Origin of the sequence: Algoriphagus zhangzhouensis (genome assembly GCF_900148515.1) — a bacterium.
GTDB lineage: Bacteria > Bacteroidota > Bacteroidia > Cytophagales > Cyclobacteriaceae > Algoriphagus > Algoriphagus zhangzhouensis.
This window is the reverse complement of record NZ_FRXN01000002.1, coordinates 119,418-144,411: the sequence shown is the minus strand read 5'-3', so window position 1 is coordinate 144,411 and position 24,994 is coordinate 119,418. Positions and strand designations below refer to the sequence as shown.

The window sequence follows — 24,994 nt, the reverse complement described above, 5'->3', positions numbered from 1 at the left end:
GATAAAAGTTTAAAGCCCTTGAAGATTACTCTTCAAGGGCTTTTTTGTGTTTTAAGAATGTTGATGGTATTCTAATCATTTTTAGCTGACTGCTTCAACTTAATTTGACCAAAGTCTTTTGGGACTTTATCTATTTCTACTTTTACTTCTTTTATTGAGCGATCGACAAAGGAAATCACCAAGACTTGATCATTACTGAACTGGCTCATATCCAAAGAGAAAAATCCATTGATATCAGCAACAGTACCGAGTGTTGTTCCCTTGACAAGGATAGCTGCTCCGGGAATTGGCTTTTCCTGCTCATCAATTATCTGTCCTTTAACAATCGGTTTTGTCGGAGATCTTTCCATTTTTTGCGCCAAGGCAAAATTGGATGAGAAAATAGCCCCAAAGGCAAATAGTAGAAAAGAAAGAATTGAAACTTTCAAAAATCTACTCTGGATGTTGTGTAAGTAGTTGGTTGACATGAGTTTATTGTTTTTCTTCAATAAACTAATTATTTGTCATTTTCTCAATTAGATTAAGTTAAAACACTTCAATTTCTTAGGCATTCCACCAGTAAGTAAACTTAATGACCAAAGATCTATTCTTCGTGTAAAATGGAGCCGGAAGATAGTTGTCCGTATAAACGATAAATAAATCAGAGGCGGGCTTGAATCTCCATTGGAATCGCGTATTCAAATTGATGTTTTCGATTTGCTCATTGTATTGGACAAAAGTCGTGAAGAATAATGTGTTCGTCAAAGTCAAATCCACACGAGGTCCTACTAGCCAAAATCTCGTATTGCCCCAAGGTTCTGGCAGGTTGATTCTGTTGTAATTGGTCGTCATCGCGATGCTTACATAAGGTTGGAATCTGTAACCAAACTCTGTACTCACATTGTATCTGTCTCCATCGGCATAGTAGCCTCCCATTCGGGTAGAAAAAGAGTAGGTAAACAAGCTTTGTGGTTTGGATGCGTATTCAGTCCCCCAGGCATACCAAGAGTGTTCTGTTCCTGGGTCAAGTGTTTCACCACTGTAATTGGTAGGATCAAATGGTCTTTGGAGTTTAATGAAATCCTTTGCTACCCAAAGCATAAATGTACTTTGGCTTCTCCATTTCAAGTTGTAGGCTACAAAGGTGGTATTGTCAGTTTGTTCCCAATCTTTATTGAAGAAAAATCGGGTTCCAAAATCAGGTCCATGACTCAGGATTTTTTCACTTTGAGGAAACCATCTATATCCGATTTTAGGGTCAATTTTGAAATATCCTCTTCTCGGAACATAACCTACCTCAGCAGTGTAATTTTCAGAAACGTACTCATGCTGCCAGTTCCATGTCAGATTTCCTGATGTGTATTTTAAGTTGGCTGCATGAACAAAGCCATTTCCCGAATTGTCCGGGGCAAAGCTTTGAAGGGCCATTACTTTACCTGTCCAAAGGTTGTTGGAGGATGCTAAATTATATTCCAAACCCACATTTCGATTGAATTGAGAATAAATTGGCTGTTCGGAGTTTTCATCTGGATTGTAATTGAGAGACTGTTTGTTGATGAAAATTCCAGTCACATTACTTCTTGCTCCCACTTGTCTTTGCAATGCTAATACTGTGAAATTTTGTGAAGGTAATGCTTCCTCTTCAACTGCCCCAGTTTGCATATTCATGGCTCCGACTCTCCAGTCTTTGTTAATCTTGCCACTCAGTCTTGCTCCAAATTGAATAGGTGCATTTAAGCCGATTCTTCGCGAGAAAAATGGTCTAATGGAGGTGTATCCAAAGTTGGCGAACAAGTCTCCGTTTTCAAGGAAAAACTGTCTTCTTTCAGGGAAAAACAACTCGAATCGATCCAAGTTGGTTACCTGCCTATCTACTTCCACTTGGGAAAAATCAGGATTGACCGTTAAGTCCAAATTTAATGAGGAAGTCAAACCGATTTTGGCATCTAGCCCCACTTCCTTCCTGTAAACATTTTCTCCGTTATTGTTGAAGTCTTTAGAAACTCCCCCTAATGCGTAAGGAATGATAGAAACGTTGGCTCCAGCTTGTGGAGGAGGATTATCCCAAGCCAAAATTCCGGTGTAGGCCAAAGATGCTGAAGGGAATTGTCTAGGAACTGGTGCCCAGCCTGATTTTTCAGTAGCCTTAAGATCCAATCTGGAGAAGTTTATCCCCCATTCGGTAATCCCTTTTTTGTAGCGTATGGATTTGAAAGGAATAGCAGCTTCGAAGATCCATTTGTCTTCGTAGTTTTTGACTTTGGATGTCCATTTGTTATCCCAGCTCAGATCTACACTTCCACCATTGTACATGATTCCATCCCACTGAGCGCCTGCTGCATTTGCACCAAATGAAAAGCCATTGGTTTGATCATCAAAGGGATCCATGAAAAGCAGAAAGTTGTCATTTTTTCCAAAAGAGAAATCTCTTCGGAGCGATTCGACCATGTATGGACCATCGATCAAATGGTGATTTACGACAATGATATAAAGATTTTGATCATCATAGGTCATTCGCACATCCGTTTGAACTTCAGCAAAACTGGTATCCATCGGAGTGATCATGAAAAAATCTGTGGCTACGTCGGCTTCTTGCCAAGCTTTTTCATCTAAAACTCCATCAATATGAATTTCAGAGGTAGCTTTTTTAATGGGTAAGCGGTAGTTGGCGTTGATTTTTTGGGCGTAAGTCGAAGTCCCCAGAATGAAAATCAAACTGAGAGAGGCTAGAATTTGGCGCATGAGATAGATTTAATCCCAAGTATAGGGATTTAGGATAGATTTTGGTAAATGTTAAGGTTTCAGACGATAGCTGAATGTTAAATTGATTTGACGACGGACGAATTGGGAATTGCCTTCTGTATAGAAATTGTATCCTTCTGTGATATATCGGTTTCTTCTGGAGTTTAAAATATCGTTGGCGGTCAAAATCAATCGACCTCTGTCCTGCATGATTACTTTGCTGGCAGAAATGTCAATGAAGAAAATTCCTTTTCGGATTCCTTGAGCTGTTTTTTGCTTGGCATCATAGTTAGCTCTAAGCTGCAAGTCCCATCCGCCTTCAAGCGTAAAACGAGAAGTCTGTCTGGCTAAGAAGGAAGTGGTTTTTGCTCTGTAATCGGTTTGAATATTGCTCCCATTGATGTCTGCATGGAAGAAGTTCAAGTTCAAATCCAATTTCCACCAAGGTTTAGGCCTGTAGTCGGCGCTGAATTCCAAGCCAAATGATTGCTCTCCCGTCAAATTGTAGGGTAGAGTCACAGATTTTCCTTCCTCATCGACAGTTCGGATTCTTTCGATTTTATCAGTGGTATTTCTAAAGTAAGCAGTTGAGAAGAGTGTTCCTTTTTCGAAATACTTGATATGTCCCAATTCAAAAGCATCTGTGTATTCAGGATTCAAATCTGGGTTTCCACTAAAGAAATTACGTTGATCCGAAAAGGTCACATAAGGACTCAAGTCATTGTAGACTGGCCTTCTGACTCTTCGAGAATAGCTCAATTGGAATGCGTTTTCCTCAGTGATATTATATGTCATGTGAGCGCTTGGAAATAGGTTGGTGTACTTTCTTGGGTTGGTTTCATTGGTCTCCTCCAAAATCGTCTCTACATCCGTATGTTCAGCTCTTAACCCAGCTTGATAGCTCCAGTTTCCAGTTTTATTCCCCACAATCCCATAGGCTGCAAGGATGTTTTCATTGTAAAGGAAAATATTATCCAAACCAGGAAGCGGTTCGAATTCACCACTTTCATTTTCTTGGGAAACGATAAAATCATTTTTCATTTCCCGAAAACTAGTTCTTAGACCAGTTTCAAATTTCCCTTCTTTTGCAAATGGCTTTACATAGTCCAGTTGAAGTAGATACTGGTTTTCGTATTCATCATTCAATGATGTTTGGACTGTAGAACCTCCTGAGATTGGTTCTCCATTTTGGTCAAAACTGTATTCAGTGAATAATTGATCAGAATTCTCCCAATAATTCAAATAGGTGAAGGCAGTTGTTAATTCATGACCTTTTTCCTCAAATGTTCTCTTATAGTTTACAGAAATTTCTGAGTTAGGCTCTTTTTCCTTTTCATCCTGTCTTCTCAGTGAATATCCTTGGAAATTGTCAAGCGTATTAAGGTAGTCCTCGTAGCGGATGTCTGTGATTCTTCTTCCATCGGTTCTTCTCCAAAGGTAAGAGGCTGTCAAAATGCTCTGTTCACTGAAGTAGTAATCCAATCCACCTCGGATATTATTATTCCATCCTCTTAACTCACCAGCATTGTTTTGTAGCAAAATCATAGTGTCATCTCCATCATATACTTCTTGATAAAGTTCATTGACATTGGGACGATACCTTCTGGCAAATCCATAATTGATGAACCAGTTGATTCTTTTATGCCGATAATTCAAATTGGCTGAAAAGCCTAAATTCAAAGGGGTGCCTCCAATGACCTCAAAAGAGCCATTGAATCCTTGCTGGTTATCTTTTTTCAGGATAATGTTAATAACACCCGCCATGCCTTCAGCCTCGTATCGGGCAGATGGATTGGTGATGACTTCTACTCGCTCTACCATATTTGCCTGAAGCTGGCGAAGACCTGAACTTCCTTTGAAACTAACCAGCCCTGACGGCTTTCCGTCAATCAAAATCCTCACATTGCTAGATCCACGGAGTCTCACATTTCCCTCTGGATCCACAGCAACCGAAGGAAGGTTCATCAAAATATCTGTTGCGGTTCCTCCTGCATTTGCTAAGTCTTTTCCGACATTAAAAATCCTTTTGTCCAGAGAAAGCTCCATCAAGGTTTTTTCACCCTGAACAACCACCTCATCCAGATTTTCAGCACTGGTTTCCAGCTGGATTTCTCCCAAATCAATTCGATTGGTTTCTCTTGAAAAGGAAAGAGTTGCTGTTTTGTGAGGGTCAAACCCCATAAACTCAATCAAGGCATAATATTCCCCGAATGGAACATCAATGGAGAATTTTCCATTTTCCTCAGAAATCCCACCGGCAACCAAACTGTCAGCTTTAGTGTAGAGAGCGACACTGGCAAAACCTAGAGGATTTCCAGAGGATTTTTCTTGGATACTTCCCTCAAGTTTCGCTTTGTTTTGCTGAGAAAAAGAAGGGATAGAAATGCACAAAATTGAAATGAAAATCAGGCAAAATTTCCCCAAAGAATGATTGGTAAAAGTGTATTTCATAGATTGAATAGGCTTGTTCTGGGTTTGTATTCCCAAATCTAAAGCTTGCTGATTAGGGAATAGGTGGTAAGATATTTCGAAAAAATCTAATAATCAGGTAAATAATGACTAAAGGAGGGAAATCCCTGACGAATTGCATGATATGATTTTCAAAAATTACTAGCTAACTTATTCGCTTGCTTTAATTTGACTTCTATGAAAAAGTTTATCCCTTTACTCTTTTTATTGGTCTTAGGATTTTCATTTCAATCTTTTTCTCAAGATGAAATCCCTGCGTATATCAAAGAAAAAATCACCTATCCAGTATTAGATTTTCATCCTTTTATTGGAGTGATGCCTGTGGAGGAACCAGCGCTTCCATATAATCCGGAGTTAGACTACAAAGTAGTCTTGGATTTGTATGGAGCCATCAAAGACTCAACAGCAATTCACCCTTCCATTTTGGAGGTAGCGAGAACCTATAATTTGGGGGTTGCTAATGGCGTACCACAAGAAAAGCTTCATTTGGCAGCCGTTGTCCATGGCGGATTGGTAAATGCCATCCTTTCTGATATCGAATATGAGAAGAAATTTAGCATCAAAAACCCCAATCTTTTAGCAATTGAAGAATTAGAAAAAGTAGGGGTTCAATTCTACGTTTGTGGTCAAAGCATGGCCTTTTTACAAATTGGGAAAGAGAAATTAACACCGCTTGTCCATCCTGCTATTTCAGCGAAATACTCCTTCGTGACTTTGGGGCAAATAGGGTATGTTTATCTTAATGTGAGTGAATAAAAAAATCCCCGATGTGAACCGGGGATTTTTATACTTCATGTTTCTGATTTTAGACTTTTTAGAAAGCTCTTTCTTTCAAGTGTTCATCCAAATCAATTTTATTGATTCCTTTCTCCAACCAATCGGGAGCTTCTTTTCCTTTTAGGTGATGCTCGAAGAATTCCATCATTCTTACGCTGTAGTCTTTTCTGTTTTCCAATTTGCTCAATCCGTGATTTTCGCCTTTGTATTGAACCAAGACCACCGGCTTTTTCAATCTTCTCAATGCAGAATAATATTCGATCCCTTGAGTGAAATCCACCGCTCCATCTTTGTCATTGTGCAACATTAGGAGAGGAGTTTTTACATTTTTCACATGGTAAACAGGGCTGTTTCTTTCGTAAGAATCCCAGTTTTCCCACGGTCCTCCAGTGAATCTTCCTTGAGAAGCTTCGAAAATGGACATGTTTCCTCCACCAGAATTCCAGTAAATCAAGTCATACATGGAAATCATGTTGGTCAAAGGCGCACCAGCGGCTGCAGCTTTGAACATATCAGTCTGGGTGATCAAGAATGCAGTTTGATAACCTCCCCAAGAGTGTCCATGGATTCCGATATTGTTTTCATCGATTACTCCAGTTTTGATAGCTTCTTTTACTGCAGGAATCACACACCAAACTGCTGACATCCCAGGATCATCCATGGTATAAACGATGTCTGGAATGAATACAGCAAATCCATTGGAAGTATATACGTTTGGATTCCATCCCGTTCCGCTGTATCCTGGATTGGACCAGTTGTGACGGGTTTGGGATAGCTTTTCGTAATAATAAACTACAGTTGGGTATTTTTTGCCTTCTTCATAGCCTGCTGGCAAGAACAATGTTCCCTGTAATTTCGCTCCTTTGTCAGAAGTATAGTCCACCAATCTGGTGCCTGCAGACCAAGCATATTTGTCAGCATCAGGAGTAGCGTTCGTCACCAAAGTAGGATTAGAAAGGGATGCATTGGTCAAGTACATTTCGGGAGCCTCATTGAAGGTTCCTTGGGAGAAATAGTAAGTCTCAGCATTTTTTGCTTTTCCTAAGCTTCCAACATAAGCATCTTCCCAAAGCAAAACTTTAGCTCCAGGGGCCAAGCCTCCCTTTTTAGCTGGAGAAAGCTTTGAAATTCCACTTTTCTTGGTCCATTCGCCATAAGTTCTGATATAGGCTGGCTTGCTCAGGTCTAGACCTTTTTCTTCAGGATCCAATCCAAATCTATATTGATAGCGGATCTGATCTGTTTTGCCATTTAAAGTCAAGTTGGTGGCTTTCTCTTTTGTACTTCCTACAGGTACTTGCCAGATATCCCAGCCATCTCTCAAGAGCACATATTTGCTATCAGAGCTCCATCCCAAAGGACTATTCATAGGTTTAACCACATTGTGGTCATCTTCTGTATTTACAAAAGTGGTCTCGATTTTCTCTGTGATATTGGTGCTTTGACCAGATGCCATGTCATAGATGTAGAAATGGCCATCGTTTCCATAAATCAATTTGGTTCCATCAGGAGACTCTCGTGGGTAGGAAGCAAATCCTGGCATATAAAACTTCTTGAAAAGTTCTTTTTTCTCACCTGTTTTCAAATTGACAATATAGAAGTCTCTATAGCTTTGGCCATCTAGGTTGATGTCCAATTCATAGGCAGAAATATCAGAACCCAATGCATAAAGCTCTTTGTCCAAAATTGTCAAATCAAGCATACTGCTGTCCTGCAATTGGGTGTGCTTTTTAGATGCTACATCATACATGGAGTAGAAACTGAAATTTTTGTCTCTGTTCTCCATTATTTGCTGACGGGATTGAAGTCTTGCGTCATTCCAGTGCCAAATGGTCATGTCAGGCGTATCAGCATCATTCTCTTTTTTGCCTTTGGTTTTGCCGCTGTCCAATTTGGAAATTGCTTTTTGAAGATCTGAAATGGACTTGATTGTAGTGTCAGACATGATTTTCTTCATCGCAGCAGATTCTGCCTGAGCAACTGAATCTTTATCTACCTCTTTCTTAGGCTCTTCTTTTTTAGCTAATTCTAAAGGATGAATTCCATAAAACAAGCGAGTCAAATCCTCGGACCATTCAGGTCTTCTGTTCCCAGAAATAGTGTATGCTTGATCAAAATTCACAGAATCCTTTGCTGGGTCATAAATGGTGATGGAAGGAGCAGCAAGATTTTTAACGCCGATCACCTGACCTTTGTCTTGCTTATATTTCTTGTCCTTAACCATTTTCAATGCGGAAAGTGCATCACCTTTTTCGGTCCATCCGATTGACTTATAGGAAGCCTTATCCGAATCCAAGATTTGAATACTGTTTGCTGCAACATTCATTAAGTAAAGTCCATTTCCGGATTGGTTGGCCGCATCGACAGTATATGCGAGGTAATTACCCGCTTTATTGAAGGCGAAATCGGCCACGTTCCCAATATTTTGAGCTTTCTCGGATCCTAAGTGGTAAATCAATAAATCGGAACCTTTGCCATCTCCATTTCCTTCTTTGGAAAGATTAATAGCTAGTACTGATGAACCGTTTCTGTTGAATGAGTAGTTGTTTACATTTTCAAATTCCTTCTTGTCTTTTGATCCCAATTTGATCAGAATGGCCTTGTTTTTAAGGGGCTTGCCTTTGCTTTTTTGATTGGCTTTTTTTTCAGAAAAAGTCGGGTATTCAGTGTAGATAAAATACTTTCCATCTTCACTGAATTGCATAGAAGGATAGCTTGTAGAACCAATTTTCAGGGTTTGCTTGGTGGAATCTACTCCGACTTTCTGAAGGATTATTTCTCCATCCCCTTCTAATTCCACTAGGCCATAAGCGATCCATTGGCCATCATTCGAAATTCGAAAAGCCGATCCCGGCATGTATTTCCAGGTCGGAATGTCTTTCCATGTAATAGGATTGATCTCCTGGGCTTGGATAGCTAATGTCAGGAGGAAAAATATCCCAATGAGCGAATAAATTTTTCTCATAAGATTTGGATTTATTTTGAAAGATTGAAAATAGGAAAAAAATGGGAAGGGGGAAGTCAAATGTATGCTGTTGGCTTAAAGGTTAGTTTAAGTGTAAAAAAAATCCCTTCCGAAATTTTAATTCCAGAAGGGCTTCTGACTTTTTAGATTTCTTACTTAAGCATTCAGCTTTGGCACTTTTTCGTTTGTCTACTACTCACTGCCTACTGCTTACTGTAACCTGCCAACTGCCAACTGATTACTGACCACTGAACACCGTCTTTCCACCAACTACCGTTCTCACCACTTTGGTATCCAATATTTCATCTTCGGGGATTTCCATGATGTTTTTGTCATACACAGTGAAATCTGCTACTTTACCTACTTCGATAGATCCTTTGAAATCCTCTTCGAACTCAGCGAAAGCACCATCCAAAGTATAGGATTTCAAGGCTTCTTCACGAGTCATTTTTTGACTTGCTTCATAGCCTCCTTCTGGTGTCCCTGCTAGAGTTTTTCTTGTCACAGAAGCATAAAAAGATGGAATCGGATCAACAGGCTCAACTGGGGCATCAGTTCCGTTGGTTACCACTGCACCACTTTTCATCAACTTCTGCCACACGTAAGCGCCGTCAACAATTCTTTTCTCTCCCAATCTGTCAATGGCCCAAGGTCTGTCAGAGCTCAAATGGATGGCTTGCATAGCTGCAATCACTCCCATTTCACCAAATCTTGGAATGTCCTCCAAGTCGATATGTTGTGCATGTTCGATTCTGAATCTGTGATCTTTTATCTCTGGATTTTTGGCAAATGCCGCCTCGTATCGATCCAAAACTTCCTGATTTGCTCTATCTCCAATAGCATGGGCGCAAACTTGAAAACCAAGAGGTAATGCCTTTTCAGAAACCTCAGTGACAACCGACATTGGAAGTGTTTCATGCCCTCTATGTCCGGCTCTATCAGAATAATCCTCCAATAACCAAGCTCCTCGATTTCCCAATGCGCCATCACAATTCAATTTGATGGATCTCACTGTCAAAAGGTGATCTTGATCGATCATAGGGCCTTTTTTATACCATTCTTCCAAAAGTTCAGGCTGGCGACCTGTCAGCATGATATACATTCTGGAAGTTAACTTCCCTTCTTTTTTAAACTGGTCAACTAAATCGATCACATCCTGTCCTGAACCTGCATCATGGAAAGAAGTTATGCCTTTTTCTGCCAATTCTTGAAGTGCCAAAGTCAATGCTTCAGCTGCTCTTTCTGGAGTTTCATTCGGGATCAATCTTGCAACCAAGCCAGACGCTCTTTCTGATAAGATTCCTGTAGGATTCCCTAATTCATCAACGATAATTTCCCCACCTTCAATTTCTACAGGTCTTTCTCCCTTTAGATTAGCAATTCCAGCCAATTCCAATGCTTTTCCATTCACAAAGGAGGCGTGACCGGATGCATGACTTAAGTAGACTGGGTTGTTCGGAGAAACTTCGTTGAGTTCATCATTTGTTTGGAAACCTTTCACCGTTTTCTCAGGCTTTTCGATCCATTTATCTTGATGCCATCCTCTACCCACAATCCAATCGCCTGGATTGGACTTGGCTACTGCCTCAGCCACTTTTTCAACCAGTTCGTCGTAAGTTTTTACATACATCAGATCCAGCTCCAGTTTATTGTATCCGATTCCCATCAGGTGGGCATGAGATTCAATCAGTCCGGGAGTCATGGTTTCACCGGCTAAGTCGATGACTTCGGTGTCATTTCCGACAAAGGCATTGATTTCCTCAGTGGTACCTACCGCTTGGATCAGACCGTCTTTGACAGCTACTGCTTCAACTTTTGGATTTCGGGAATCAACCGTGTAGATCGTTCCGTTGATAAATACCGAATCGGCTGGGTTTTCTGGTTGGGAGGAACAGGAGAAAAGGAAAACTCCAAGGATTCCTAAAAGAAATAGATGTTTCATAGGGATAGATATTCTGTATCGAAAGCTACGAGTTTACAGAATGCCTACAAAACCAATCTTGTAATTAGCGAATCCAGACTTTTTTGGCGATTCGGGAGCCATTTGAGGTCTCCATTTGAAAAATGTAAAGCCCCGGAGTCAGGAATCCTGATTGGATTTCTACTTCTTGTCCAGCTGTGATTGAGATTTTATCCAAAAGAACCTGTCCCAAAGAGGTAATTAGTCTACCTGTTCCACTTTGATTTGAGACGATCTTAATTGGACCGTCACTTGGATTTGGGAAAACGATTAATTGACTCTCTTCTGACGGAGAAGTAGGCGAGGAAACTCCAGTTAGGTAAAGCAATCCTCCAGCACGTGTGCCCAAAATCAAATCGTGGTCATTTCCCAAGACAGGAGAGACAACTGCAATCCAAGTATTTCTTCCCAGTCTGGTGGAAAAACTTTCTTCGCCGACTTCTATTTGAACTTCCTCTCGTTGAGTGTTTTCCATAAAGTTTTCAATGAAAACAAGAATTCCCCTTTGGTCCACCGCATAGAGGTTTGGACTTTCCCCTTCGACCACCGCAATGCTGAGGTTTCGGTTAGAAGGGTTATCAGAAAAATCAAGAAAATTCTCTTCAATCAAATTGGCTTCTAAAATTGAGAAATTCATTTCATACAAATCCAAAGCGCCATTTTGACCAGCTACGAGAAGATAATGCTGATTTTGATACTCAAAAAACTGGATATAATCTCCTCGCTCAGCATTGTATCCTGAAATGTCTCTTTCCTGCCATTCTCCTTCAACTTGAGTGAAAATAATCTGTCTAGGAATGCTTTGTTCCCATCTTTGGCCGGTGAGGATCGGGTAGGGATTTCCGAGGTTATCCAAAGGCTCCAAATACTGAATGTTCCAAAGTCCCAAGCTTCGGATTTCCTGATTTCTATTAGTCAGATCGAATTGATTGTTTGAGAAAGTAAACTCTGCGATTTCACCTAAAGCGCTTCCCTCGCGAGTTACATTAGATGTCACAAAAAGGTATCCTCCATTTTTGTTTCCGCTGAAGAAAGGCTTGGAATTTTCACCCAAATCCAAAGTCTGATTTTGCAGAATAGGCTCTATTTTCCCATCAAATGTAAAAACCGAATTTTCATAATCGATTCCATAAGTTTGAGCCGCTTCATTGGAATTGAGTGAAATGATAAATTGATCATCAATCCAATTCGGATTGTGGAAGATGGGAAATGTAGGCAGGTCTCCTAATCCTGGGATTTCATGAGAAAAGCTGGTGAATAGGGGAGTTGTTTCTGTGCCTTCATTGGGCAAGAAAAATAAAATTTGACATTCGTCTCTGCCCAAAACCAAATCAGAAATTCCGTCTCCATTAAAATCTCTGTAAAGAATGGAATGCCCTCCAGCATGCTGAATTCGGCTATTTTCATTTTCCAAAACTCTTAAATCTTGGCCAGAACATGATTTTCCAAAAAGAACATTTTCGCAACCGCAGAATGTGAAATTTCCCCAGAATGGAATTGCGGATTCAAATCCATCAATATCAGGAGAGCCATTTCTTTCTACCGAAGTGTTTTTATAAAATTCCAGATAATCACCTGCAGCAAAATTGAAAATTACCAAGTCCAAATCTCCATCGCCATCCAAATCCCGAATCAGGGGAGTGTCTAGATTATTTGCTTGAATATTGGATCCGTTTTCAAGAGGAAGGAAGTTTCTGGCCAGCTCCCAAGAAATAGAATTCCCAGAAGAAGTGTTTTTATAAACTTTGATCCCCAAAGCGGTGGAGGTAAACAAATCTTTTTTTCCATCTCCATCATAGTCCGCTAGCGCCAAAAAACCACTGATGTCATCCGGGAAAAAATAGGCCCATTCAGGTCTGGCTAACCATTCTTCTCCTTCTTTTTCAAAGATCGTGAGCTGTCGAGAATTGATGTCCCAAACTACCCAGTCATCCTGACCATCTCCATTCAAATCTATCGTTTGGATCTGGGCTGAATTGATCCCCCCAGAAAAGGGAGATGAAAGTGTTTCACCATTAATTTGAATCGAAGGATGCGAATCGAGGGTAAAAGTCTTTTGAGAAAAAGCTACCGAAGTGACAAAAAGAAAAATACCTACTAGAAATAATCGCATGGGCAGGGGTTGGTTCCGAATTCTAAAATTAATACGGAATCACCAGTCCAAAGATGTGATCATTCGTTTATTTTGGGGTAAAATCGATTTTAAATGAATATCGCAATTCTATATCAGCTCTTTTTGAAAAGTACGGGGGTAAGCACCGATACCCGAAAAATTGAACCGGGGAACATCTTTTTCGCCTTGAAAGGGCCCAATTTCAATGCAAATGAGTTTGCTCCGAAAGCTTTGGAAATGGGGGCTTCGGCAGTGGTGATTGATGAAATCGCCTATTTCGAAGAGGATGACGAGCGATATTTTATCTGCGAAGATGCCTTAACCTGTTTGCAAAAACTGGCTAACTACCATCGACACCAATTGGATATTCCTGTGATCGGTCTCACAGGAAGTAATGGGAAGACTACCTCTAAAGAATTGCTACATGCAGTTTTGAAAACGACATTCAAAACTTCAGCTACGAGAGGAAATCTGAACAATCATATCGGGGTGCCTTTGACTTTGCTGGAAATACCCAAAGATGCTGAGATTGCCATCGTGGAAATGGGAGCAAACAAGCCGGGAGATATTCAGGAGCTTTGTGAGATCGCTGAGCCGACCCATGGTTTCATCACCAATATTGGGAGAGCTCATTTAGAAGGAATGGGTGGGCCAGAAGGAGTTTTGAAAACAAAAACAGAGCTTTACCAGCATTTAAGAGCCAATAAGGGGACTGTCTTTATCAATTCACATGATCCGATATTGGCCAATATGATCAAGAGGTTTGAAGATCCGATTTTGTACCCTGCCAAAGGAGATTTTTGTGAAGTTAGTTTTATTGAAGCAAATCCTTTTGTAAAATTCTCGGTAGAGCAAGTGGAGGGCGAGCATCTGACTTCTCTGATCGGAGCTTATAATTTCGGAAACATTGCCAATGCCTTGACTATTGGGAAGTTTTTCGGTGTTCCGATGGAAAAAGCTGTGGAAGCTGTAGTAGAATACAAGCCTTCCAATATGAGGTCTCAATTAATCGAGAAGCGTAGCAATTTGATCATTTTGGATGCCTACAATGCCAATCCCTCAAGCATGGAGGTGGCGATCCGAACGTTTGGTCAGATGACCGGGAAAAAGCATAAAATGATCATTTTGGGAGATATGTTTGAGTTGGGTGATCATGCTGAAGCCGAGCATAGAAAGTTAGGTGAAATCGTCAGCGAATACCCGATTGACAAAGTTTGTTTTACCGGGAAGCTGGTTGTGTCAGCTTTGGAAAAGGCTCCAAAGGCACTTTATTTCCCAGATCCTTTTTCTTTCAGAAACTGGCTTCAGGATAGTCAATTGGAAGATTATCTGATTCTGATCAAAGGAAGTCGGGGGATGAAGCTAGAAACCTTAGTCGATTTTATTTAAACTTTTCGGAAGAACCCCGAGTTACCAAAACAAAACATTCCCATGAGATCTTACCTGAAATTTTTATCCCAATTAGCCGAGAATAATTCCAAAGAATGGATGGATGCCAACAAGAAATGGTATCAGGATACGAGGGCTGAATTTTTGGAAGATGTGGAGGTGTTTTTGAAGCAATTATCTGAACTGGAGCCGGAGTTTTCAACCTTCAAGCCCAAGGAATGTGTGTTTCGCCAAAACAGAGATATTCGTTTTTCTGCCAATAAGAATCCCTACAAATTGAATTTTGGTGCCTATTTCTCCCCTGGAGGGAAAAAGTCAGATGGTCCAGGGTATTACGTGCAGGTTCAACCGGGGAATTCATTTTTTGGAGGTGGGATTTGGATGCCGCCTTCGGATGTATTGAAAAAAATCAGAAAGGAGATTGATTACTCGGGAGCGGAATTAGAAAAAATAGAATCAGAGTCTGAATTCAAAAAGCTATTTGGAGAAATCAGTGGGGAAAAGCTCAAAACTAGTCCCCGTGATTATGAAGCGGATCATCCCTATATCGAATACCTGAAATTGAAGAGTTTTACGGTGACTCGGCCTATTTCTGATAAGGATGTGGATTCGGGAAATTACATCAATTTGGCCATGGAAGGCTTCCGAAAAATGAAGCCCTTCAATGACTTTTTGGCCCAGGCAATCGAGGATGTCGAAGGTGGAGGGGATATACTTTAAGTTTTAGCCAAATTCATCAAACGCTCCAAAGCTACGGCCACTCCATCTTCCTTATTTCCCAAAGTAATCTCCTTTGCAACGGATTTGACTTCGGGTCTGGCATTGGCGACTGCTACTCCCCAACCTACGGATTGGATCAAGTCGATATCGTTATAATTATCACCAAAAGCGATGACATCATCCATTCCAAAAGTGTAAAGCTTATTCAGGACTAATTCAAGAGCAGTTGCTTTGGAGATCTTTTTCGGAGCAATCTCGATATAAGTGTCTTTGGAACGGTACAAGTGGATTTGACCGTTGTAGGCCAAATGTAATTCTCCAAAAAGCCAGCTGATTTCATTGATATCGCCCATTACCATGACTTTGTGAGCACCGGAATTACTTTCCTTCCAAAGCTCCAAAGTGCTTTTGTGATCTTGCCAAGTAGGCTCCACTTTGGTGTTTTTGATTTCTCGCTTCGACCAATAATCTTCTTTTTCCTCATACCAATTTTCACCTTGATATAAGCTGACATGAATCTCAGTTTTCTGAGTCAGTTCAATGATCTTTGAGACCAAATCCAAGGGGATCTCGACAGAGTCCAACACTTTTCCATGCTGGTCAATGACAAAGCCTCCATTGTAGGCAATCAAAGGTTCCAATGGTCTTTTCAGATCCTGAAGCAAGTGTCTCATAGCATCAGGCATTCTGGAGCTAGCCAAGATGACAGGGAAATCCTCAGGTAAGGTATAGACTAGATTTTTGAGCTTTTCGGAAAGGTCTCTTTCAGAGTTTAATAGGGTTCCGTCTATATCGGAACAAATGGCTTTGTATTTCATTTAATCGATTTGTGACCAGTCAATTTCGTCAGCGAAGTTAGCAAATACTCCAAAACCTATGATTGCGACAAATATCATAGCAATCGCGAATCCAATGAGCCAGGAGATCAATTCTGCTTTTGCCCAATTGGCTTTGTTTTCCTCAGTATTGTTGTCTACTGCCCAAACAATGAGCATGATGAAGCCAATTAGTGGGATTTTGGAGATGATTACATTGATGACCCAATCGCCTAGGGATAAGGGTGGTTTTTTAAATTCTTCAGGGATGTTCATTTTGCTGGTGTTTAAGTTGAAAGCAAATCCTCAACCTGAAACTCGTATTCTTGCAGGGCAAAATTATCAGGATTTTGAGGGTCTGTTTGTATAAACTGAACTGTAATTTGTTGATAATCTGAAGCATTTTCAAAGTCCATGACATAAATCTCCGCACATTTTCTAGCCAGGACTTCAGGTTGATTTCCTAATACCAATGGATCTCCATTTTGGAGTTTAAGGAAAATGGTTGATGACTCGGTGTCTTCGGTAGTAGATTTATTCAGATTCACGCTGACATATTGAAACCCACCCAATGCCCGTATTTCGTCTGAAGGTAAAAAACCTTCTCCCATCATGGTTTCCATTCCTCTCATGGCAAGGGAGGCGATCCTTTCGGGGTCGCAGGAACAGGAATGAAGAAAAATTGCTGAGAGAAAGGTGAAAAATAAAATTTTGAATTGTCTGCTGATCATTGCTGAGTCTTTTCAGCAAGATACGATTAGTCGACAGTCTTTTCAACTTGAACGACTAGCCTGTAATCTTCTTCTCGGTATTTTTTTGTGGTATTCGGATAAGGGGTAACATCCACCAATTTGATGGAATATCCGTTGAAATTGACCGAATTGGGGACCCCTTCAAATTGAGGGTAAGAGCTTAATTTGATGTTTTCTTCCTTTCCTTGCACCTCGAATAAAATCTCGACCTCAACTAGGCCTTGCCAAACGCAGACGACATTTTCTGGACATCGAGAGTCTTGAGTGATATCCAAAAAGGAAATAGAAATCAATTCGGTACAATGGGTGATTGTTTCGTGAAGTGGTATCTCTACCGGTTCATCCAATTTAAAAACAGAACACGGCTCCTCTTGATTGCAGGAGAAGAAAGCAAAAGCAATTAATAAATAGAGCATTCTGTTCATGGATTTAAAGTAAATAAGATTTCTCCAAAGACGTGGGGAAATGGAGAAACGAAACAATATGAAAACTAAAAAGCGATAGAATCAGGGTGTTTTCTGCCAAAAAGTCTCCAAATAGATTTACGTTGAGACACGCAAAAGGGCAAGAAGGACTTAATTTATTTGTTTAGAAAAGTCAAACATGAGATGGTATATTTCTAAACCTACGTTGTCCTTATCTAAATGGGAAGAAGTGTATTGATATTCAAAGTGTTTTATAAAATAGGCTCGTGAAATTTTTTTGCTCGTGGTAACAAAAGTGAATGAGGTCTCCAGTAATTTGTTTATACAATCTATGTTAGAATGAATGTCTAGAGGTGCTACCACAAAACCGATCATGCCGTTTACCTGGTAATATGATGAATACTGTTTGGTGACGAAACGGATAATTCCGTTCTCTATATACTTTGCATTAAGCCCCGTTGCCCCTGTGGTATTTACACTATCAAGTCGCTTACATTCAATGATGTAATATGCCTCATGGTCAATAAATGGGTTTAGGGGTTTTACCTTTATGTCTGTCCTGCCAACGGTCGTACTTTCCGGAACTTCCCTATCAAAATTCCACCATATCATGTCCAATTGTTTTCGGATATCGTTGTTCTGGAGGTAGTCGATCAAAAGCGAATCCCTTATCCCATTTTCATCATTCGGTACCTGAACGCCATCGGAAAGCATGAGGTGGTAACAAGCGGTAATCTTTGAAAGGATAATTTCAAACTCCCCTTGATAAAAGGGAATGGAACCACTGAAACTTGAAGCATCTAACCTACCGAACATTGAGCGTTTTGTTTTTTCCGGTGGTGAGCATGGCATTGGCAAATTCATTTACATCGAGATGACCTATAGCCTTGTACCACAGCCGCTTTTCATTAGGTTTTACGATGTAAAATCCATCTTTTTCAAAACCCCTGACATCTTTTTGAATGAAAAGCCGATCAGTAATTTTTTCGCTGCCTATGGCAATCAATTTGTTAAGGATTGAAGCGTTATCTGAATTAGCCCAAGTTATTGTTGGTGCATTATCCTCAATACCAGCCAGCGTAAAAAACATGCCTACAATCTGCCTTGTCAGTATTACCTCAACAACGATTTTCTTCCGCTTTTTCTCAAAAGCAGGACTAAGCCTTTCTGTGAATAGGTTTATGTAATTAACTAACACTTGATCTTTTGAAGTAGCTGGCTCAAATAGAATCTCGTGGTTTGAATGCCTCATTTGAATTGGGATGCTTACATCAATTGAGTAATCGACAACATCCCTTTCTTGAGCCGTTAGCGAAAAAGCTTCAAGAATTGCAGCATCGAGTTCAAAAAGCTTCAATTCAATTTCGCTTTCAATACTTTGTGTTGTGAGGAAATTCTTGGGTGAATATGCTTCTTTCTTTAGTTGATGAATAGAAGAAGTTATTTCGATTACCTTTTCAGAATGAACGTAGGGAACACTGAACTTTTCCACATCATGAGCCTGCTCTCTTTCTATACCTGATGAACTGAATGTCAAAAGGTTAAAGTAGGCGAACATCGAGGAGTTGATCAAGCCAGCAATTGCATATAAATTGTTTAAATACTTCTTTTTATGCGTCTTAATAGCCGTTAGCGCGTGTTTGAACACAACATCACACTCGCAAACAGCCGAAACTGATTTTAGTGTATTTGTTACACCAGTGGTTACCAATAGCATCGGAGCTTGATAGAGTTGTCGATTCCTTGGTCTGTGCACCGTTGCAAACTGCCAAGTCTCATTTGGATGCGGATTAACCCAGAAAGCGGAAATATCCCTTCTTGAATTTAGAAAGGGTCTACCCATCAAATGAGTTGCGTCATTCTCATCGCCTCCCCCCACCATGGCACCTTGCCCGATCAAAAACTCATCTTCATTAGAGATTAACTCTCCGATAGATTGAAATGATTCCTTTAATCTTCGAATCAAATTGAAATCCAAGTAGCTTCCGTAAACAAGAACCTTCCACAAGTAATCAAACTCCTTAAGCTGCTTTTGATTGACCTGTTTGTAGTCATTGCGTTGGATGGTGAACACTTTGAATAGGGAAAAGAATCGGCTTGGTTTTAAAGCAATGTGTTCGACCACGTTGGAATCCGTGTCTAACTCTCCGCTTAATTGATAAAACAGTACTGCAGCGGGCCCCACCGCTTTATCGTTTGATCGGTCAAAGACTTCCTTCCGAACAGGGGCCAGCTCAAATACTTTATTTATCACAAAGCGATTGAGCAGGTATTGACGGAAGCCCTTAGCATTCAAGTTATAAAGTATTTTGCTGGTTGCAATGAGCGCGATTTTTGTGGTGTTGGTACAAAAATCACTTACACGGAAAACAAAGGCCTGCGCTATTTCCCGGTTACTGATTCCAATTTCGATTTCTCCCTCGCCCTTTTCTTTTCGCTTTCGGTGGGAGATGTATTGTACAAACAAGGGGTTGTTCCCTTCACCTTGTCCACGCTTCCAAGGCGGGTTGCCTAAAATAAAATTAAATTCGAATCGGCTGAAAAGCGTATTGTAACTGGCTTTTAAATCGAAAAAATCGGCGGCAAAGAAGTTTTTATTTAAAAGTGGAGGGAATTTAAATGTTTCAATGTCAGATGGGTTTTGGTAATCTAGTAAGGTTAAGTAGATGGAAAAAATTGCCACGTTTACTGCGCTGGGATCTTTATCTATACCGTATATGTTTTCGCAAACCAGCGTTCTTAAATTTTCCTTATATAATTCAGGGTTGCCATTGAATTCTGGGTTGTTTTTCTGAAACCTCTCGATGATCTTCCGCAGGGTTTCTACCAAGAAAATACCTGAGCCACATGCGGGGTCAAGCACCTTGCAGGTAGTGGTTTCTGGGAACTGACGAAACCTTTTTTCAACCGTTTCGGCTAAGATGTAATCAACCAAAAATAGCGGGGTGTAGTAGGCTCCCTGTTCCTCTTGCTCATTTTGTCCGATAAACAGTTCGTATACGTTGCTGATAAACTCCACCGGGATAATGGAGAAATCATACAGGTCGAAAAAGGAGGTTTGCCCTGTTACAATCTCATTGCCTGAGAGCAGGCTAATGATTACATGAAGACAACCATCTGGGATCTGATCAAATTCATCATCACTGATAGGGAAAAGATCTCCGTTAAACTTGTCTTTCAGGTAACGAAAAAATGCCTTAACCTGTCCTTTGTTATTGAGCAGTGTGCAAAACTCATCGTTTGTCCAATTTCGCGAATTGCCCTTTTGCTCGAAGTCGATTCCGATTTTGCGATCAATGAGGTAACGAACAAAAATGATTTTTCCTAACAATGAGTTAGCGAGTTCTTTTGTGATTCCTCCGGGATGAGAAATAAGAAGGTTTCTTGCCGCTTTTATGTTTTCAAGTAGGTGAAAATCAACACGTTTATCATAGCTGAAATCATCAAGGTACCTTTCCCAAGTTTTGCCAGTTACGAGTTCAAAGTAGCTAAAATCAGTTAGTTGATCATCTGTTCCGAATTGTTGTAATGTTTCTTCACTAGAGATATAATTATAACCATTGTAGATTTCAACAGCATCCGACTCAATGATTATCACTATTGGGGATTCGTTAAAGTTCCAAATTTCTTTTAGCTTTTCTTGTTTGTTTTCAATTCCCTCGAAAAAAAGGATGAAAGGCTTTTTGTCAATACAGAAAAAGGCATTTGGTTTTATTACATTCGAAATCAGTCGTTCAACCCGATTTGAAAAAAGCCCAATCCATTTATTTTCAATGGTAATGTATAATCCATTTTCTTGAGATAGACCTAGCTTAGAAAATATTTGGTTGAGACTTCTCAAAATTCAAAATTTATTTGTAGGACAATTTAGTATAAGAATTTGGCGTTTAAACCATAGAATTGGCAAATAGTGTCTGAGAATTTGAATTTATTACAAATTCATAATTCCTAAGAAGATTGAACGCTTTGGTCACACTACAACAAAAAAGCCTCACATTTCTGTGAAGCTTTTGGTGGAGGATAACGGAGTCGAACCGATGACCTCTACACTGCCAGTGTAGCGCTCTAGCCAGCTGAGCTAATCCCCCAAGTCCTAGGTTCGCTTTTAAATATCCTTAGGATAAATTTTGTAGCGCTTAGCCCCCACGATAGCTATCGGGGTGAGCTAATCCCCCAATTATTGGTGTGCAAATATAGGATGTGGATTTAATTCGCCAAATAAAAAATTAATCGGTATTGTAATTAATGCGTGTCATGATACTTCTGCCTAAAGTAACTTCATCGGTGAATTCCAATTCTCCGCCAACAGGAATTCCTCTAGCGATGGTGCTGACGGATACTCCTTTTTCTTTCAGCTTTTTAGCTAAATAAAAAGAAGTGGTATCACCTTCCATCGTAGCACTTAATGCCAGAATTATTTCTTTTACGGGTTCCGAATCTTTATTCTTTTCGATTCTCTCTAGAAGTGATTCGATTTTCAATTCCTCTGGCCCGATGCCTTGAATAGGAGAAATTACTCCTCCCAGCACATGGTATTTTCCTAAATACTGATTGGTGTTTTCGATAGCCAATACATCTCTCATGTCCTCTACCACGCAAATAATGGAAGAGTCACGTCTATGACTTTTGCAAATACTGCATTCTTCATCGTCTGCGATATTGTGACAGGTTTTGCAATATTTGATCTCGGAGCGCATACGCGATAGAGCCAAAGTCAAAGCCTCCGTATGGGCTTCGTTTTGTTTGAGAAGGTGTAGGGCTAGTCTAAGTGCAGTTTTTTTACCGATACCAGGAAGTCTGGAGATTTCGGTTACGGCATCTTCGATCAGTTTGGAAGGAAAATTCACTTAAGGGGATGTTAAACGATGGTAGCTTGAATTCCTGCATCTAATATAGCTTCACACATGGGTTTTAGCTCTTCTTGGCTGCCTTTTTTTACAGCGCATTTGCCCTTATAGTGAATGATCAAAGTACATTGCTCAGCTTGCTCACGGGTATGCTTACACACTTTGACCAAAATATTTGCTACATGGTCAAACGTATTGATGTCATCATTGAATACGATTAGGTCATGAGACTCTAGGTCCAACAGCTCCTCGAGGGCAACCTCTTCTTCTTCTATCTGAGGGAATGGTGTGCTCATTTCAATCATTTTGCAAAATTAATAATAATGAACAATTTTGGCGACTCACCATAAACTGATTATGAATCCCCAACTCGTCCTTTTTGTTATCTCCTGTTATTTTTTGTTGCTGTTTTTGATTTCTTGGTTTACATCAAGGAAGGTTACGGCTGATACTTTCTTCACTGGGGATAGACAATCTCCCTGGTTTTTGGTTGCCTTTGGAATGATAGGCGCCTCCCTTTCTGGAGTGACTTTCATATCCGTTCCAGGTGAAGTAGGTAATACCAACTTCTATTACTTTCAGGTTGTTTTGGGTTATACACTGGGCTATTTTACAATCGCCAAAGTTTTGCTGCCGCTTTATTACAAACTCAATCTGATTTCGATCTATTCCTATTTGGAAGATCGATTCGGATTCTGGTCTTACAAAACCGGAGCATTCTTTTTTATCCTTTCCAGGACTTTAGGTTCCTCCCTGAGAGTCTTTCTTGTTGCCTCAGTTCTTCAACTGATTTTGTTTGACTCTTTGGGGATTCCATTTTGGGTTTCAGTGTTGATCACAGTGGGATTGATTTGGCTCTATACCCACCGAGGAGGAATCAAGACAGTCGTATGGACTGATACGTTGCAAACGTTCTTTATGCTACTGGCTGTCGTTGTGAGCATCAAGTTAGTAGGTGATGAGTTAGATTTCAACGGGATTGGAGAATATTTCTCTGCTGCTGCAGATGATAGTCGCTCCAAAATCTTCAATTGGGATTGGAAAGCAGGAACCAATTTCTTTAAGCAATTTATCTCTGGGGCATTTATCACAATTGTGATGACTGGGCTTGATCAGGATATGATGCAGAAGAATTTGACTTGTAAAAATATTGGTGAGGCTCAGAAAAACATGTTCTGGTTTACCACTATTTTGGTGATTGTCAATTTGATGTTTTTGGGCCTTGGGGTGATGTTGTATCTGTATGCTGAAACCAAAGGAATAAGCATTCCTGCAAAAACGGATGAATTATTTCCGATGCTGGCGACAGAGCATTTTTCTGCCTTTGCAGGGATTGTTTTTGTGTTGGGCATCACTGCAGCGGCTTATTCCAGTGCCGATTCTACTTTGACGGCATTGACAACTTCTTTTTGTATTGATTTTCTGGAAATTGAAAGAAAATATCCAGCCGAAAAGAGGGTTCCAATCCGCAAAAAAGTGCATTTAGTATTTACTGCCATCATGTTTTTTGCCATCTTGATTTTTCACTGGATCAATGATCAAAGTGTGATCAATTCGGTATTTATCATTGCTGGATATACCTATGGGCCTTTGCTGGGACTGTATGCCTTTGGCTTATTTACAAAAATGAAGGTTCAGGACAAATTCGTGCCTTACATAGCTGTTGCAGCTCCTTTGATCACTTTTGCAATCGCATCAAACTCAGAAAAATTGCTTTGGGGATATAAGTTTGGCTTTGAAGCTTTGATCTTGAATGGGTTGTTGATGTTTTTGGGTCTTTACCTGTTTAGGAAAAAGGATTAAAATCCCAGTTCCTTTTCTGGATCCCAAAACAGATTTTCGAAATCCTGAACTTTATCTTTTACTACTTTGACGCCTTCGGCTTCAAGTAATTCTTGCATTTTAGTTGGAGTTTCGAAGTGGTTTTTTCCGGTCAAAAGCCCTTGGCGATTTACAACTCTATGAGCCGGGACATCTGGTAAGGTATGAGCTGCATTCATGGCATAACCAACCATTCTGGCACCGCTTTTCAGACCCAAATAATTGGCAATGGTGCCATAGGAGCAAACTCTTCCAGATGGGATTTCTTTGACTACCTGATATACGAGATCGAAGTAATTAGGCTTTTCTGTGTTCATTGGTCCAATCTAAGAATGCTTGATTTATCGTTTTTCTAACTTGGGCTTCAATCAATTTTTCACCTGACTTGATAGGGAATTGATATCTGATCAACACATTGTCAGACTTTCTTTCCAATACATTGAGTTGGGCTCCCTCTAGGAAAACATATTCTTTGTAATTCTCCAGCACTTGCCCAAGGCTTTGCTCCAAGTGGTTCAATTGAAGATCCGTAGAATAGGCCATTTCTGCATCAAATACTACCTGATGCGTGTTGTTTTTGGAGTAATTGACGACATCTGTCGCAAAAACCATTGCGTTTGGGATGATGATGATTTCGCCTGTTTCGCTTTTCAAAACAGTATTCATCAGCGTTATGTCTCTGATAAAACCCGTGTGTCTTCCTATATTGATTTTGTCCCCGATTTCCAATTGCTCTGAAAACATGATAATCAAGCCATTGACAATGCTGGTAATGTAATCCTTTGTCAAAAGAGCAATCGCTGCCGCAACAATGGTGATGGATGTAAGGAATTCAAGAGGTTTGATTCCAAAAGCCAGCATTAGGGATATCAAAAGTGCCAGCGCGTTGAGGATAACAGATATCCTTCCAATGCCCACCACGAAATTGGGTAAGACCTTTGTTTCAGCAGTTTTTTGAAGGTAGAAACGCAGTGTAATAATCCTGCCCAAGGAAATAATAAGATTGGCACTTAGTAAGAAGATGAATGCGCGGATGATGTTTTTCAAAACAAGATTGTCTTCCAAAATCGGCTTTAGAAAAGTATTTGCTTCCGAAAAATATTCGAGTAAAATCAAGAGAATGAGCTTGATGGCAAAATTCAACCTTCGTTTGTTCTCTTTGGTACGAATGCTGGTTTTTAACTGATTCATGAGGTTATCGGAAAATAAAGGGTAATTTT

20 protein-coding genes and 1 tRNA gene are annotated in these 24,994 nt (G+C 40.1%); 4 read left to right on the top strand and 17 right to left on the bottom strand.

Annotated elements, in window-relative coordinates; translation table 11 throughout:
- Nucleotides 1-71 precede the first annotated feature (71 nt).
- From BUF13_RS06585 to BUF13_RS06575, 3 genes are all read right to left on the bottom strand, one after another.
- On the bottom strand, nt 72-467 hold the full coding sequence (locus BUF13_RS06585) for a carboxypeptidase-like regulatory domain-containing protein (RefSeq protein ID WP_073570990.1): 396 nt from the start codon (nt 465-467) through the stop codon (nt 72-74).
- Between the two features lie 76 nt (nt 468-543).
- A complete protein-coding gene (locus tag BUF13_RS06580) occupies nt 544-2,721 on the bottom strand; it encodes a DUF5916 domain-containing protein (protein ID WP_073570989.1) in 2,178 nt (725 codons plus the stop codon).
- A gap of 51 nt (nt 2,722-2,772) precedes the next feature.
- On the bottom strand, nt 2,773-5,172 hold the full coding sequence (locus BUF13_RS06575; protein ID WP_073570988.1) for a TonB-dependent receptor: 2,400 nt from the start codon (nt 5,170-5,172) through the stop codon (nt 2,773-2,775).
- A gap of 195 nt (nt 5,173-5,367) precedes the next feature.
- Between BUF13_RS06575 and BUF13_RS06570 the strand changes: the two genes are divergently transcribed.
- Nucleotides 5,368-5,946 carry a DsrE family protein gene (locus BUF13_RS06570; RefSeq protein ID WP_073570987.1) on the top strand — a complete coding sequence of 193 codons (579 nt, stop codon included), beginning with the start codon at nt 5,368-5,370 and terminating at the stop codon, nt 5,944-5,946.
- Nucleotides 5,947-6,004: 58 nt separating this feature from the next.
- On the opposite strand, the gene BUF13_RS06565 is transcribed toward BUF13_RS06570, so the two are convergent.
- The 3 genes from BUF13_RS06565 to BUF13_RS06555 form a co-directional block, all read right to left on the bottom strand.
- The gene (locus BUF13_RS06565; protein WP_073570986.1) at nt 6,005-8,932 is read right to left on the bottom strand and encodes a S9 family peptidase; all 2,928 of its coding nucleotides are present in this window, start codon (nt 8,930-8,932) and stop codon (nt 6,005-6,007) included.
- A 238-nt stretch (nt 8,933-9,170) separates the two neighbouring features.
- Nucleotides 9,171-10,874, bottom strand: coding sequence for an amidohydrolase (locus BUF13_RS06560; protein WP_073570985.1), 1,704 nt, complete (start codon nt 10,872-10,874; stop codon nt 9,171-9,173).
- Nucleotides 10,875-10,938: 64 nt separating this feature from the next.
- Nucleotides 10,939-13,005 carry a T9SS type A sorting domain-containing protein gene (locus BUF13_RS06555; RefSeq protein WP_073570984.1) on the bottom strand — a complete coding sequence of 689 codons (2,067 nt, stop codon included), beginning with the start codon at nt 13,003-13,005 and terminating at the stop codon, nt 10,939-10,941.
- Between the two features lie 93 nt (nt 13,006-13,098).
- On the opposite strand from BUF13_RS06555, the gene BUF13_RS06550 reads away from it, so the two are divergent.
- Both BUF13_RS06550 and BUF13_RS06545 read left to right on the top strand, forming a co-directional pair.
- Nucleotides 13,099-14,394, top strand: coding sequence for a UDP-N-acetylmuramoyl-tripeptide--D-alanyl-D-alanine ligase (locus BUF13_RS06550; RefSeq protein WP_073570983.1), 1,296 nt, complete (start codon nt 13,099-13,101; stop codon nt 14,392-14,394).
- A 42-nt stretch (nt 14,395-14,436) separates the two neighbouring features.
- Nucleotides 14,437-15,114, top strand: coding sequence for a DUF2461 domain-containing protein (locus tag BUF13_RS06545; RefSeq protein ID WP_073570982.1), 678 nt, complete (start codon nt 14,437-14,439; stop codon nt 15,112-15,114).
- Here the strand turns inward: BUF13_RS06545 and BUF13_RS06540 are convergent.
- The 9 genes from BUF13_RS06540 to BUF13_RS06500 all read right to left on the bottom strand — a co-directional run bounded on the left by BUF13_RS06540 (nt 15,111) and on the right by BUF13_RS06500 (nt 22,249).
- Nucleotides 15,111-15,932, bottom strand: a complete 822-nt coding sequence (locus BUF13_RS06540; protein ID WP_073570981.1) for an HAD family hydrolase — start codon at nt 15,930-15,932, stop codon at nt 15,111-15,113. The genes BUF13_RS06545 and BUF13_RS06540 overlap by 4 nt on opposite strands.
- Nucleotides 15,933-16,205, bottom strand: coding sequence for a hypothetical protein (locus BUF13_RS06535; RefSeq protein WP_073570980.1), 273 nt, complete (start codon nt 16,203-16,205; stop codon nt 15,933-15,935).
- 11 nt (nt 16,206-16,216) lie between these two features.
- Complete coding sequence (locus tag BUF13_RS06530; RefSeq protein ID WP_073570979.1) at nt 16,217-16,660, bottom strand: hypothetical protein; 444 nt, start codon at nt 16,658-16,660, stop codon at nt 16,217-16,219.
- A gap of 26 nt (nt 16,661-16,686) precedes the next feature.
- A complete protein-coding gene (locus tag BUF13_RS06525; RefSeq protein ID WP_073570978.1) occupies nt 16,687-17,097 on the bottom strand; it encodes a hypothetical protein in 411 nt (136 codons plus the stop codon).
- A gap of 159 nt (nt 17,098-17,256) precedes the next feature.
- Nucleotides 17,257-17,922 (bottom strand): hypothetical protein, encoded by a 666-nt coding sequence (locus tag BUF13_RS06520; RefSeq protein WP_134204402.1) that lies wholly within the window; start codon nt 17,920-17,922, stop codon nt 17,257-17,259.
- Nucleotides 17,912-20,947, bottom strand: coding sequence for an Eco57I restriction-modification methylase domain-containing protein (locus tag BUF13_RS06515; protein ID WP_166669824.1), 3,036 nt, complete (start codon nt 20,945-20,947; stop codon nt 17,912-17,914). Before BUF13_RS06515 ends, BUF13_RS06520 begins: the two co-directional genes overlap by 11 nt.
- Nucleotides 20,948-21,117: 170 nt before the next feature.
- Nucleotides 21,118-21,194 (bottom strand) — tRNA-Ala (locus tag BUF13_RS06510).
- Nucleotides 21,195-21,332: 138 nt separating this feature from the next.
- Nucleotides 21,333-21,953, bottom strand: coding sequence for a recombination mediator RecR (gene recR, locus BUF13_RS06505; protein ID WP_073570976.1), 621 nt, complete (start codon nt 21,951-21,953; stop codon nt 21,333-21,335).
- An 11-nt stretch (nt 21,954-21,964) separates the two neighbouring features.
- Nucleotides 21,965-22,249 (bottom strand): ATP-dependent Clp protease adaptor ClpS, encoded by a 285-nt coding sequence (locus BUF13_RS06500; RefSeq protein ID WP_134204404.1) that lies wholly within the window; start codon nt 22,247-22,249, stop codon nt 21,965-21,967.
- A gap of 61 nt (nt 22,250-22,310) precedes the next feature.
- Here BUF13_RS06500 and BUF13_RS06495 point away from each other — a divergent pair, with 61 nt between their 5' ends.
- Entirely contained in the window at nt 22,311-23,756 is a 1,446-nt protein-coding gene (locus tag BUF13_RS06495) for a sodium:solute symporter (protein WP_073570974.1), read from the top strand.
- On the opposite strand, the gene BUF13_RS06490 is transcribed toward BUF13_RS06495, so the two are convergent.
- Nucleotides 23,753-24,091 carry an MGMT family protein gene (locus tag BUF13_RS06490; protein WP_073570973.1) on the bottom strand — a complete coding sequence of 113 codons (339 nt, stop codon included), beginning with the start codon at nt 24,089-24,091 and terminating at the stop codon, nt 23,753-23,755. The genes BUF13_RS06495 and BUF13_RS06490 overlap by 4 nt on opposite strands.
- Nucleotides 24,072-24,965, bottom strand: coding sequence for a mechanosensitive ion channel family protein (locus BUF13_RS06485; RefSeq protein ID WP_073570972.1), 894 nt, complete (start codon nt 24,963-24,965; stop codon nt 24,072-24,074). The genes BUF13_RS06490 and BUF13_RS06485 overlap by 20 nt, the downstream gene beginning before the upstream one ends.
- Nucleotides 24,966-24,994: the final 29 nt, after the last annotated feature.

Bases quoted from the DNA above. Each gene is read 5' to 3' on its own strand.
- BUF13_RS06585 (WP_073570990.1), bottom strand. From the start codon at position 467: ATGTCAACCAACTACTTACACAACATCCAGAGTAGATTTTTGAAAGTT.
- BUF13_RS06580 (WP_073570989.1), bottom strand. From the start codon at position 2,721: ATGCGCCAAATTCTAGCCTCTCTCAGTTTGATTTTCATTCTGGGGACT.
- BUF13_RS06575 (WP_073570988.1), bottom strand. From the start codon at position 5,172: ATGAAATACACTTTTACCAATCATTCTTTGGGGAAATTTTGCCTGATT.
- BUF13_RS06570 (WP_073570987.1), top strand. From the start codon at position 5,368: ATGAAAAAGTTTATCCCTTTACTCTTTTTATTGGTCTTAGGATTTTCA.
- BUF13_RS06565 (WP_073570986.1), bottom strand. From the start codon at position 8,932: ATGAGAAAAATTTATTCGCTCATTGGGATATTTTTCCTCCTGACATTA.
- BUF13_RS06560 (WP_073570985.1), bottom strand. From the start codon at position 10,874: ATGAAACATCTATTTCTTTTAGGAATCCTTGGAGTTTTCCTTTTCTCC.
- BUF13_RS06555 (WP_073570984.1), bottom strand. From the start codon at position 13,005: ATGCGATTATTTCTAGTAGGTATTTTTCTTTTTGTCACTTCGGTAGCT.
- BUF13_RS06550 (WP_073570983.1), top strand. From the start codon at position 13,099: ATGAATATCGCAATTCTATATCAGCTCTTTTTGAAAAGTACGGGGGTA.
- BUF13_RS06545 (WP_073570982.1), top strand. From the start codon at position 14,437: ATGAGATCTTACCTGAAATTTTTATCCCAATTAGCCGAGAATAATTCC.
- BUF13_RS06540 (WP_073570981.1), bottom strand. From the start codon at position 15,932: ATGAAATACAAAGCCATTTGTTCCGATATAGACGGAACCCTATTAAAC.
- BUF13_RS06535 (WP_073570980.1), bottom strand. From the start codon at position 16,205: ATGAACATCCCTGAAGAATTTAAAAAACCACCCTTATCCCTAGGCGAT.
- BUF13_RS06530 (WP_073570979.1), bottom strand. From the start codon at position 16,660: ATGATCAGCAGACAATTCAAAATTTTATTTTTCACCTTTCTCTCAGCA.
- BUF13_RS06525 (WP_073570978.1), bottom strand. From the start codon at position 17,097: ATGCTCTATTTATTAATTGCTTTTGCTTTCTTCTCCTGCAATCAAGAG.
- BUF13_RS06520 (WP_134204402.1), bottom strand. From the start codon at position 17,922: ATGTTCGGTAGGTTAGATGCTTCAAGTTTCAGTGGTTCCATTCCCTTT.
- BUF13_RS06500 (WP_134204404.1), bottom strand. From the start codon at position 22,249: ATGAGCACACCATTCCCTCAGATAGAAGAAGAAGAGGTTGCCCTCGAG.
- BUF13_RS06495 (WP_073570974.1), top strand. From the start codon at position 22,311: ATGAATCCCCAACTCGTCCTTTTTGTTATCTCCTGTTATTTTTTGTTG.
- BUF13_RS06490 (WP_073570973.1), bottom strand. From the start codon at position 24,091: ATGAACACAGAAAAGCCTAATTACTTCGATCTCGTATATCAGGTAGTC.
- BUF13_RS06485 (WP_073570972.1), bottom strand. From the start codon at position 24,965: ATGAATCAGTTAAAAACCAGCATTCGTACCAAAGAGAACAAACGAAGG.